Raw genomic sequence first — 11,559 nt, forward strand, 5'->3', positions numbered from 1 at the left:
ATTAATCCAATTTGGAAATACATTCTGCTCTTACTTGGTTTACTAGCTCATATTTCACTGGAGAAACTTATTTTAATTCTCTAGCAAAAATTGATGCTGCTTTAATCAAGATTTTCCTGTCTTCCGATACAGCCTTAAGCTGTTCCTCAAGTTTTCTTATAATATATTTTCCTTTTGAGTTTTTAGCAGCTTCATCATTTTCTTTAAGCCAAGAATAAATAGTGCTTTTGGATACATTTAGATCCTGCGCAACGTGTTGTACTTTTTCACCATGTTCATAAACTCTTTTAATTACTTGGTCTCGAATTTTTTCTGAGTATGGTCTAGACATTTATCAATATCCTATAAAGCTTAGAAATCCTAAGTATACATGATAGATTTAAACTTAGAGAATCTAAGTATTAGAATTTTTAAAATGAATGACATTTGGAATTTATCAATCCACTGCCTTTGCGCCTCAAGCAAGCTAGAACAAAAGCAAATATATCCCAAAAAGATCTGGGGGTTAGTATTGGTTTGGATCCTAGCTCAGCGAGTGGACGTATGAATCATTATGAGAAAGGAAGGCATACACCAGATCTTCAGACTTTGAAAAGGTTAGCTGAAAAACTAGGGGTCCCACTAAATTATTTCTTTTGTGAAACTGAAGATATGGCAGAGCTAGTTTTGTTTTTTAACTCTCTAGATGAAACTTCACGGAGTAAGCTATTAACTAAACTAAAAGTCGTAATAGCTAAAACAAGTTAGACTGGTTTCATATTAGTGACAAATTTCTTAGCAAAAGTATTTTTAATTCAATTTTAAAAGGGATACAAAATACTGTATCCCTTCAAATATATATTTAGCTAGTTACAAATAGGTTCTACTGGTTTAACCACTCCAAACTTTTCCAGCTGGAGAAATTTTGAACCAAATATATCAGCTGGAATTTTTCGCTGAAGCAAGCCGAAGAAGTTTTCATCATGAGTTGAGATAATAAGCTGCTTGTCAAATTGTAAACATATGCTTCGTAACAGATCTATCATCGATAGAATATTTATCGAATCCATTGATTGTATTGGGTCATCAATCAAAATGGTATCAATCGGTATTCCCTTATCATCTCTCGCATGAAGAGCATTCGCGAGAAATACACTCAAGCTCAAAATATTTGTTTGGGCTGCACTGAAATATAGTATTGGAGAAATCATCTTACCTTCAGAGTCACTTACTAAAATGTTTAAGCAAGGCTTATCAGCTCCAAAAGTGACTTTAAACTCTACTTTTTTGAAAGTTGGATGAGGATCGATTTTTTTGTAAATAGAGTTAATAAGGTCTTCGAAAAAAAAGTCATTAATGAGGAACTCTAACTTTTCAGTTATTGTAGTCATTTCCGTATCTAACAAATCGTTGACGCGAAGCCTTTTTTCGAGTTTTTGTTCAATGTCATGTAGTAGGCGCTGAGTCGATAAATGTTCAATATATGGCTTGAATGATGTTATAAGCTTCAGTAGCAAATTAAAACTACTTGTAATTTTTTCAAATTCACCAGCAAGTCTTTGGCAGTCGCTAATTTTAGTGTTTATTTTGACTTTAACTTGTTCTAAAGAATCTTCTGAACTGATGTTAATAATTTTAGATACATCCCTATAAAAAGCTCTAACTTTTGCTTGAGAATTAGTATGTGCTTTTTCTATGGTTTCCTTTTCTTTTCTCAAATGATTAAAGTCAACCCAAGTGCCATCAGTGGTCATTTCTTGTTGTAATACTTTACATTGGTTAACAAGAGATTCAGATGTAGCTTTATACCCGTTTAAAGTCTCCTCAAGATCTACTTTTTGTATTTTAAGGTGTTCATCTAGTTCTTGTGACGAAATGCTATTTTCGCTTATGTAGGCCATTACTGAAATATAGAAATCAGTATGGCACTTTGCTTCTATTTCAGATTCAAGTTTGCTGTACTTTACATTGTTAACTTTTAACGAATCAGAAATTATTTGAATTTGCTGATTCAAACCTATTTGATTCTTACTTTGGCTTATTTTTTTTATGGCTAATTGATCTAACTCTGCTGTAGTTCTAGTTATTAGCTCATGATGTGTAAGGCCCCATACGGAAGTTTTTAATTGAGTATTCCTTTGTTCTAGGCTCTTGCACTCTAGCTCTAAATCATTTCTATCAAGCTCTAATTTAGCAAGCCTTTCTTCTACTTCAATTAGATTATTGCGAACTGCTGATAGTTGTTTAGATTGAGACTCAATAGCTTCGAGAGTAATTTTTTGGATTGTAGCTTTTAGCCCGTTCAGTTTGATTGAATTTTTAGCGATCTTTTCTGAGTTTTCCTCACTGAGATTCGATAATAAATTTTGACCCTTCACTTTGCTTATTAATTTTTCTGGAGACTCATGAGGAAGAGTACATAATGGGCAAATGTGAGAAGGCTCTGAACTCAGATAATCCAAACCTATAGAAATTAATCTTTCATGCGATTTCATTTGTTCTGTTAATGCTCTCTGAGTCGCATGTAATGATTCGTTATGCACTTCTAATAAATCATGCTCAGCGTGACATTTTGCTAGATGCTCAATCTTTTCTTTTTCAAAAGTCATTACTCCTATATTTCCAGCTAATAAAAAGCTTGAACTTATGTTTAAAGCTGCTAATTCATTTTGTTCACTAGCTAATTTTTCTTTCAGTTTGCTGTCTGTGAGTATCTCATTGTTTTTAAAGTTGATTTTCTGATTTAAAATTTCACACTGTTTTTGGTTGTTATTTAGTTCACAAAAGATAGCTTCGGATTTCTCTATCGTACTTCTCAGAAATGAAGCTCTCTCGTCATTTGTTTCGAGTTCACTGTTTAACTCGGTTAGGTTTTTGTGCAGGCTTTTTAACTCTGAATTCAGTTTGGAATATTCTTCAGTTAATTTTCTTTTTTCGTTGTTAACCTCTTTTAAGCGTGATTCAACTTGTAAAAAAGGTTCAATATTCTCAGCAATTTCATTTAGCTTATACAGGCGCTCGTTTGATAACTTCTGGTCTTCAACACACTTATTATAAAAATCTAATAAAGCTTTATATTTATCAGCGTCATTTACACCTTTTATTAGTCTTGTTAATTTAGCTTTTTGTTCATTTTCATAGCTTATATGAAGCTCTATTTCTGGTGTTGTGTTCAATAATTCTAGAAGAGAATGAAGCGTTTGTGTGTTGGTGTTTGAGGATGTTGAAAGCTCATGTAGCCTTGTGACTAGATTAGAGTCAAGCTTTTGAAGTGTTTGAGATGAAAGGTTTTCATCTGGCAAAATAATTTCTTCACCTGAAGAATTAAGTTCAACTGCAATGGAATTGAATTGGTCAAAAACAGAAAGGTCTATTGGCTTTTTCAATTCTTCTAGCAAAGACTTATGCTGTTTTTTTAGGGCATTTAGTTCGGATTTATTTTCATTAATGAGCGCAAACAATTCCTTTCGAGATGTTTCTATATCCCCTCCAAAACTATCCATGAACTTGGAGTAGCGATCTTGTGGTTTTTCTTCCCTAAGAAAGCCTTCTATCTCATCTTGGCTAAGTATAGCACGTCTAAAGTAGCCATTTTCAGAGTCACCTAGAAACATATCATTTTGATTTTTACGTATTTTTGGAATGCTACGGGTAAGGTTCTCCCCTTTATTGGGATATAGTTTGACAGAGGTTGTTGTATTTTTATCTACATACCTATTACGAAGAATTTTAAGTCCTTCATCAGGTTTCTTAGTTGATCTTACCTCACTTTGATAACTTTCGAGCCTTTTTACACGATTTGTAATCGCCCATTCTACAGCGTCATAAAAAGAGCTTTTCCCAAAACCATTTGGAGCATAAATTGCAACAAAATTTGCAGCCATATTTTTGTCGTTTGTGAAATCAAAAGTTCCATCAAGTTTTGATCTGTAAGCTCGAAACGCCTCAATTTCAACTTTTTTAATTTTCATTATGATTTAAGCTTTCAATTAATGTGTTGATCATTTGTGCTCGCATATCTTTAGATTCACTTTTTGAGTCTAAAGGTGCACCTCGGTAGTACTTTTCTAAGTACGTTGAATGTTCCTTAAGTTGTTTCGGGCGAGTTTCTAGTGTTAAATCTGTTCCCAATAATTGGTTTTCTAGTTCATTAGTTAAATATTCAATGCTAGGAGATTCTTGAAACTCATCAAGCACAATTTTCCGTGCAGAAAACTTGTTGTTTTCAATCTCATACTTTTCCCAAGTAGGAATCTTTTCAATAGAAATAAATGCTATATAGATGTTCCAAGCATCAAAATTTCCTGAGTTTTGGTTGTAAACAGCCACTAAGTTTTGAATAGCGCGCCAATTTTTCACGATTTCATTCGAGGTTTCACATATACATGCTATGCAAGATATGAAAGAAAGGTGCCCATCCGAACGAAAAAAAAGAAATTTAATATTTTCGAATTGGTTTGATAAAAACTCTAAATTTTTTTGTTCAGCTAATAATTTCACTTAGTTTCTTCCTTAACAGTTGTGAGGATTCCCCATTTCCTTGTTCGTTTAAGTACTCATCCTCAATATCGACCACACAAGTGTTTCGAAGGCCTTCAAGGTGAGTCAATTTATAACTTGCTAGTATCTTACTTTCAGAAGAACTTACAGAATCAATAATAGGGAAAGGCCCTTTATTTGGTACGACAGTAATGTCATTTATCACTTTGTCTAATCGGAAGTTATCAGGTAAAACTTTTGCCGTAGTCTGAGGGGAGGAAACTATCAATGTGCCATTTGCATCTAAAAGTATCCTTGCTTTTTTCAGGAGCTCCTCTAAGCTCCTTATCCAATTAGCATTTTCACTTGTATAAATTAACCGGCGTCTTCGCTCTAGATTTTTCAAATAAATATCATCTGCGGAAAGAGATTCATCAATAAGCACACTAATTACTATAAATTCTAAGTAAGCAGTCCACAATTCAATTGTTGTTAGATCATTTAATTCTTTTGGGTTTAGTAATAAATCGGAGTGGTATTTTTTTATGAGCTTATAAGGAGGAGTAAGTCCTTGTTGAATTAAATAGTCAGCAGCTTGTTCTAGTTCAGTTTTTAGTTTTGATACATTACTTGGATCGATCACATTGAATGAGAATATCCTGTCTCTTACATTCGAGAAGCAATCCAAATAAGGGGGAATCATTGGAGCACTTGAACTTTCATTAATTAGCTTTTCAAATTTTGCTAGGCAGTGACATTGAACACGACCATATTGTTGCTCTAGTTTCGTGCCATCCATTTGAAATTCAATACCTGTGAGAAATGGAGTCCCATCTTTAATATGGTAGACACCACCTCCAGACATACCCTGAATAGTAGTTTTTCCAGGTATACCGTCAAGAGACATTATTATAAGTTGGTTAGCTACGCTTACCTTATGTCCTGTGTAATCTTTAATTGGATCTGATGAATTTCTTTCTGTTTCAGGAAATCCAACCAAAGTTAGTGGCGATTGATCTCTCAACTCCGATGCTGGAAGAAACTTTTGTGCTATATGCTCTTGGAAGTTTACCTTCAAAATCGCAAAGTCGTAGAGCTGCGGCTCAGACTTTATTTGTTCTAAGGAAGGTAAACATTGGGGGAATACATCTAAAACGGTAATCGGGTTATCTTGATGGTCATGAACAATTATACCACCTTGTTTTTCTATAATTACGTGTGCAGCAGTAAGTACATAGGAATACTCATGACTCATTGCATTTACAAGTACACCGCTACCGTTATTCACTTTAACGCAGTACGAATGAATTATTTCAGATACAGTCATATTAAATCTGAATCTCCATTTTCAGAGCTTCTAAACGAGAGCTGTAATCATTAACTTCATGTTTTAAAAGTAACTTATTAACTATGTCACTATAATTGAAGAGAATTTTACCATCTGTTTCTTTAATGATCCGTGCTATTGTTCTTTTGTTTGGCAAACCATGTCTAGAACCATCAGTTGAAATGATATAACGAGATGACTGAAGCAATGAAAGAAGCTCATTACTGGTATTGTAGTGGCTACCATGGTGCGAAACTTTAACGAGGTCTAGCTGAAGCTTGTTGGTTTTGCTAAATCCTAACTTTTTTATATTGTCTAAGACTACATTATCATGAGCATCACCAAGAAAGAGCATTTTAATGTTATCCAGTTCAAGTAAAAATGCAATAGAGCTGCCGTTATAAACTGACTTGTCTTCTTTAAATCCATCGGATTCCCAAATTTCTTTTAAAGATAGTTGGTAGTCGTTATGGTGAGGAGAGGTTGAGCTGGAGTCACTTTCAGAAGGCCATTTATGTAATAAACCCTCAAGATGAGTTTCAATAGGTGAGAGCACCGTCAACTTAAAAGGGCCTACGTTATGAATTTGCCCAGCTTTGATTAAAGGAGCTCTATCACACCCCATTTCATCAAGTAATTTTTCTAGATCTTTACCTTGTTGAACACTAGTCTGAGGAGAGTTATCAGCTAACCTGATATTATTTTCATCAATATCAGGTACATTAAAATGCTTTGTAATTAATCTAGATGAATTGAACCATACCGATTTTACTAGTTCACTCAAGTAGCCAGGGGTTTCAAAAGCTTTGATTAATCCATTTATGTGGTCATCATCTATATGAGTTAATATAAGCAAATCAATCTTTTCTCCTTGACTTTTTATATTGTCAAGCAATTTGCAAAGAGGTCCTTTAAATCTTTGTCTAGGCCCATACTTGAAATTCGTTGCAGGTCCTCCATCAATCAAAATATTAAAAGAGCTTAAAGCTTTATTTTTATGGCTAATTAAAATGCAATCACCATGGTTTGCTTCAAGAACCTTTACAGTAACTCCCATAGAATCCTAATCCTTTTTATAAGTTCTTTAATTTTAACCTATTAAATTAAATGTAACATAGGTTAAAGAAATAAATGGATAATTAAGACTAATTTACTTTTATCTGTATTCAAGAGCCGTGAAGTATAGTTCAATGTGACTTTAAGAATGTTTAAAATTTATAGCGTAGGTTATTTTTGTAAGTGCTTTTTATTGTAATTTTTATTTTATTTCAAGTTATTATGTTTTAAATGTTTTTATCATACCCTTTAAACCCTAGGTTTCACAGGTGCAGCCGTTGAGATGCGTGATAACCCCGCGCTTGCGAATGTGCCACTGGCTATAGGTGGTAATAGTCGTCGCGGGGTGCTATCAACAGCAAATTATATTGCCCGTAAATATGGTGTGCGCTCGGCGATGTCGAACTATCACGCCAAACAACTGTGCCCCGATCTGGTTATCGTGCCCGGACGAATGCAGGTTTACAAAGAAATCTCCACGCAAATTCGCGCCATTTTTGCAAAGTACACTGACCTTATTGAGCCGTTATCGTTAGATGAAGCCTACCTTGATGTAACCGACAGTACCGCATGCAAAGGCAGTGCAACATTGATGGCAGAGCAAATCCGCCAAGAAATCTATGACACCACCGGACTAACAGCCTCAGCGGGCGTTGCGCCAATTAAGTTTATTGCCAAAATAGCCAGCGATGAAAATAAGCCTAATGGTCAGTTTGTGGTATTGCCCGATCAAGTTGATGACTTTTTGGCGAGTTTACCGCTTGGCAAAATTCCCGGCGTAGGCAAGGTGACATTAGAAAAGCTGCAACTTAAAGGGCTTTACACGGGGGCTGATGTGCGTGCGAAAGGTGTTAATTGGATGCAGCAGCACATTGGTAATTTTGGCGTGTCTTTATATCAAAAGTGTGCAGGCGAATACGTTGGCAAAGTGTCAACAGAGCGAGTGCGAAAGTCGCTCAGTGTTGAGCACACCTATGAATACAACAAAAATAATTTAGACGAGTGTTTAAGCCAGTTACCCCGCTTGATGGATGAATTAACTCGTCGTCTTGATAGACAACAATTAAACAACCGCATCAATAAATTATCGGTGAAGGTCAAGTTTGCCAATTTTGTTGTGACCAGTGCCGATCAAAGCCACCATCAATTAGACGAACGCATTTTTGCTGAGTTAATGAGCAAAGCCTATGAGCGAGGTAACAACCAGCCAGTACGCCTGCTAGGGATAGGTGTCGGAATAAAGAGTCAGGCTCACGAGCATTTTCAGTGAGTATATTAGACTAAAGGTTAACACCTTGGTGCTTGAAAGTTTGTTAGTGTCTAGTTGGGGTGCTAGGCCTGCCTAGTTCAACACCTTAGACAACATTATAACTTAATAAGAGAGATGACTATGCAATCGGTCGTAATCGTGCTGCTCGGAATAGTCGGTATGTTGTTCGGATGGTTCTTTTATTCGAAATTCATCGCCGAAAAAATATTTAAAATGGATGATAATTTTGTCACACCTGCTCATGAACTTGAGGATGGTGTGGATTATGTGCCAACCAACAAAGTTGTGTTATGGGGTCACCATTTCACCTCTGTTGCAGGTGCTGCGCCAATTGTTGGCCCTGCCATTGCCGTTTATTGGGGCTGGGTGCCTGCGGTACTTTGGGTGGTATTTGGTACTATCTTTTTTGCTGGTGTTCACGACATGGGGGCTCTATGGGCCAGTGCGCGTAACAAAGGCAAATCAATGGGCGCTTTATCTGAAAGCGTAATTGGTAAACGCACCCGTGCGTTATTCATGATTGTGGTGTTCTTAGTACTGCTGATGGTGAATGCGGTATTTGGTGTGGTCATTGCCAAATCATTTGTATCTCAACCTAACGCGGTATTCCCTGCTTGGTCAGCGATTGTGGTGGCTTTAGTCATCGGTCAATTGTTACGCCGTAAAGTGTCGTTAATTCCACTGTGTTTAATTGGTGTGGCCATTCTTTACTACACAATTTACCTAGGTAGTAGCATGCCAATTGCATTACCTGATGAAATGTTCGGATTGAGTGCGAATGCGAACTGGATCATCATCCTATTTATTTATGCTGCCATTGCTTCATTATTGCCGGTATGGATGCTGTTACAGCCACGTGACTTCATCAACGGTATGCAGTTATTAGTGGGATTAGTACTACTTTATGGTGCGGTATTTATTTCAATGCCAGATATCACAGCGCCAGCGTTTAATACCCAAACGGCGGTAGATACACCAAGTATTATTCCATTGTTATTCGTGACTATAGCTTGTGGTGCGGTATCTGGTTTCCACGGTATTGTGTCTTCAGGTACCAGTTCTAAGCAGCTTAACAAAGAAACCGATGGTCGCTTTGTTGGTTACTTAGGTGCGGTAGGCGAAGGTATGCTTGCGCTTATTACATTGGTTGCAGTAAGTGGTGTTGCGCTTGCGGTATCTCCAGAAGAATGGCATGAAATTTACAGCCACTTAGGTGCCGGTAGTGTGAGTGCCTTTATTAATGGTGGCGCTAATCTAATTGAAAACGGCTGGGGTATTTCGCAAGAAGTCGCCTCAACATTACTTGCCGTAATGGTGGTGCTGTTTGCGGGGACTACGATGGACTCTGGCGTTCGTCTGCAGCGTTATATCATCCAAGAATGGGGCGATATTTATAATATCAGCATTATTCGAAACGGTGTGGTTGCGACGTTAGTTGCTGTACTTTGCTGTTTACTGCTTGCTTTTGGTGCTGGTGGCGCTGATGGTAGTGGCGGTATGATCATTTGGCCGTTATTCGGCTCGACTAACCAAATCCTTGCAAGTTTAACCTTGTTGGTTATTTCAGTGATGCTAATTAAGGCGAATCGTCCTGCAAAATACACACTGATCCCAATGAGTTTTGTATTGATAATGGCGTTCTTTGCTGGGGTTATTAAACTTGGCGAGTACTATCAACAAGGTAACTGGTTACTGGTGACACTTGATTTGTTAGTACTGGTGGTGAGCGTACTGGTTATGCTTGAAGCTTGGTCTGTGATTGTTAAGCATCGCAAAGACTCCGCAGACATTACAGAGCAGTAAACTTAGCTTGCCAGCCTTATCGTAAGCTATCTTACTTGGCTGGCAATAGCGCTCTAAATCAATGATAATAAGGTCCTATGTTTTTAACAGCAGGACCTTTTTTATGGCATACCCTCATGCAGTTGCAGCCCCGCAATTAGCGGATGCAAATCACGATGCATTGATTATTATCGGTGATGATTTTTCTTCTTTAGCAGACGCAAGCTTAAGCCAAGCTATTAGCGCTCAACAAGCCGTAGACGCACGTATTGGTAAACAAGTGACATTACTTGTAATTGACTCTAAACGCGTTATTTTGGCGCCTACAGGCCCTCTGAACCGTGATTATGATGATGTACGTCGTTACTTTGATGCGGCAAAGCAAGGTGTACTAGAAGCGAAAGCATCGGGTAGCACTCAGCCTGCAATTTTACTTGCTAATGTAAATCAAGACAGCCGTTACAAGCACGCCCTCGAAGTGGCTTATTTAGGTGCTTGCCAAGCGCTTTGGCAGCCACTTGAGGCTCGTGAGTACCATGGTCAAGCGATTGAACCAGTTAGCCAAATTAGCCTAGTTGGCGCAGGCGAGGCAATGAGCAAAGCGCTTAATGCTATTGCTGCGGGTCAATACGCTGCACGTGATTTATGTGGTACAGAACCTGAGCGTATGGCACCACCACGTTTTGCTGATTACTGCGTTGAGTTATTTGCGGGTAGCAAGGTGTCTGTTGAAGTGATTTCAGATATCAACACTATCGATAAAGATTACCCAATGATGAGCACTGTAGCGCGCGCATCTTACGCTGTTGAACGTCATCACCCACGTGTTGTAAAACTAGAATACGTGCCTGAAGGCGACGTTGAGCGTACCTTAATGTTTGTTGGTAAAGGTTTAGTTTACGATACCGGTGGTGCAGACCTTAAAGTGGGTGGCTTTATGGCAGGTATGAGCCGTGATAAAGGCGGTGCGGCTTCGGTTGCTGGCTTTATGAAATCAGTGGCTGACTTTGCACCAAAAGGCGTAAAAGTAATAGCCTATTTAGCCGTGGTTCGTAACTCAATTGGTTCAGATTGTTTTGTTCCTGATGAAATCATCACTTGCCGTGAAGGTGTACGTGTTCGTATCGGTAACACCGATGCTGAAGGTCGTTTAGCAATGGGTGACTTACTAAGTGAAATGAAAGATCGCGCTTTAAACGAAGTGAACCCAGAGCTATTCACTGTTGCTACGCTAACAGGCCACGCAGCACGTGCGATGGGTCCTTACAGTGCGTATGTTGAAAATGGTCCAGCTCGTGCAGCGAATGTTTCACGCCAAATTGCTGATTTAGGTGATTTATGGGCAGATGGCGCAGAAGTATCTCGTAGCCGCCGTGAAGATTACGATTTCGTAAAACCACGTACACTGGCAGATGACGTACTTTCAAGCAACAATGCACCATCAGCTGTAACTGCACGTGGTCACCAGTTCCCAATGGCATTCTTAGCGATTGTTGGTGGCTTAGATAAGCATGGCACTGAATCTGAAAAGCCATTACCGTATGTTCATATGGATATCGCAGGTAGCGGTGTAGAAGGTGGAGATTGGCAACATGGTAAGCCTACCGCAGCAACAGTAAGCAGCTTATTCGCTCGTTATTGTTTATAAGCTAAAAGCTATAAGTTT

The 11,559-nt window shown here is 38.0% G+C and carries 9 protein-coding genes; 4 read left to right on the forward strand and 5 right to left on the reverse strand.

What is annotated here, in order from left to right; genetic code table 11:
- Positions 1–67: 67 nt before the first annotated feature.
- Complete coding sequence (locus C2M25_RS01625; RefSeq protein ID WP_105180215.1) at positions 68–331, reverse strand: transposase; 264 nt, start codon at positions 329–331, stop codon at positions 68–70.
- A gap of 95 nt (positions 332–426) precedes the next feature.
- Here C2M25_RS01625 and C2M25_RS01630 point away from each other — a divergent pair, with 95 nt between their 5' ends.
- Positions 427–747, forward strand: a complete 321-nt coding sequence (locus tag C2M25_RS01630) for a helix-turn-helix domain-containing protein (protein WP_105180216.1) — start codon at positions 427–429, stop codon at positions 745–747.
- A gap of 98 nt (positions 748–845) precedes the next feature.
- On the opposite strand, the gene C2M25_RS01635 is transcribed toward C2M25_RS01630, so the two are convergent.
- From C2M25_RS01635 to C2M25_RS01650, 4 genes are read right to left on the reverse strand one after another with little or no spacing between them, the layout of a single operon-like run.
- Entirely contained in the window at positions 846–3,950 is a 3,105-nt protein-coding gene (locus C2M25_RS01635) for an AAA family ATPase (RefSeq protein WP_105180217.1), read from the reverse strand.
- Positions 3,940–4,479: an ABC-three component system middle component 1 gene (locus tag C2M25_RS01640; RefSeq protein WP_105180218.1), complete on the reverse strand. Its 540-nt coding sequence runs from the start codon at positions 4,477–4,479 to the stop codon at positions 3,940–3,942. The genes C2M25_RS01635 and C2M25_RS01640 overlap by 11 nt, the downstream gene beginning before the upstream one ends.
- Positions 4,463–5,785, reverse strand: coding sequence for an ABC-three component system protein (locus tag C2M25_RS01645; protein ID WP_105180219.1), 1,323 nt, complete (start codon positions 5,783–5,785; stop codon positions 4,463–4,465). The genes C2M25_RS01640 and C2M25_RS01645 overlap by 17 nt, the downstream gene beginning before the upstream one ends.
- Before the next feature lies 1 nt (position 5,786).
- The gene (locus tag C2M25_RS01650; RefSeq protein WP_105180220.1) at positions 5,787–6,842 is read right to left on the reverse strand and encodes a ComEC/Rec2 family competence protein; all 1,056 of its coding nucleotides are present in this window, start codon (positions 6,840–6,842) and stop codon (positions 5,787–5,789) included.
- Between the two features lie 282 nt (positions 6,843–7,124).
- Here C2M25_RS01650 and dinB point away from each other — a divergent pair, with 282 nt between their 5' ends.
- The 3 genes from dinB (at position 7,125) to C2M25_RS01665 (ending at position 11,541) form a co-directional block, all read left to right on the forward strand.
- On the forward strand, positions 7,125–8,111 hold the full coding sequence (dinB, locus tag C2M25_RS01655) for a DNA polymerase IV (RefSeq protein ID WP_105180221.1): 987 nt from the start codon (positions 7,125–7,127) through the stop codon (positions 8,109–8,111).
- Between the two features lie 120 nt (positions 8,112–8,231).
- Positions 8,232–9,914 (forward strand): carbon starvation CstA family protein, encoded by a 1,683-nt coding sequence (locus tag C2M25_RS01660; RefSeq protein WP_063702212.1) that lies wholly within the window; start codon positions 8,232–8,234, stop codon positions 9,912–9,914.
- A 103-nt stretch (positions 9,915–10,017) separates the two neighbouring features.
- On the forward strand, positions 10,018–11,541 hold the full coding sequence (locus C2M25_RS01665) for a M17 family metallopeptidase (protein WP_105180222.1): 1,524 nt from the start codon (positions 10,018–10,020) through the stop codon (positions 11,539–11,541).
- The last annotated feature ends 18 nt before the right edge of the window (positions 11,542–11,559 follow it).

Origin of the sequence: Pseudoalteromonas sp. T1lg21 (assembly GCF_002964625.1) — a bacterium.
In the GTDB taxonomy this organism is placed as follows: Bacteria; Pseudomonadota; Gammaproteobacteria; order Enterobacterales; family Alteromonadaceae; genus Pseudoalteromonas; species Pseudoalteromonas gelatinilytica.

Bases quoted from the DNA above. Each gene is read 5' to 3' on its own strand.
- dinB (WP_105180221.1), top strand. From the start codon at position 7,125: ATGCGTGATAACCCCGCGCTTGCGAATGTGCCACTGGCTATAGGTGGT.
- C2M25_RS01635 (WP_105180217.1), bottom strand. From the start codon at position 3,950: ATGAAAATTAAAAAAGTTGAAATTGAGGCGTTTCGAGCTTACAGATCA.
- C2M25_RS01650 (WP_105180220.1), bottom strand. From the start codon at position 6,842: ATGGGAGTTACTGTAAAGGTTCTTGAAGCAAACCATGGTGATTGCATT.
- C2M25_RS01660 (WP_063702212.1), top strand. From the start codon at position 8,232: ATGCAATCGGTCGTAATCGTGCTGCTCGGAATAGTCGGTATGTTGTTC.
- C2M25_RS01665 (WP_105180222.1), top strand. From the start codon at position 10,018: ATGGCATACCCTCATGCAGTTGCAGCCCCGCAATTAGCGGATGCAAAT.
- C2M25_RS01625 (WP_105180215.1), bottom strand. From the start codon at position 331: ATGTCTAGACCATACTCAGAAAAAATTCGAGACCAAGTAATTAAAAGA.
- C2M25_RS01645 (WP_105180219.1), bottom strand. From the start codon at position 5,785: ATGACTGTATCTGAAATAATTCATTCGTACTGCGTTAAAGTGAATAAC.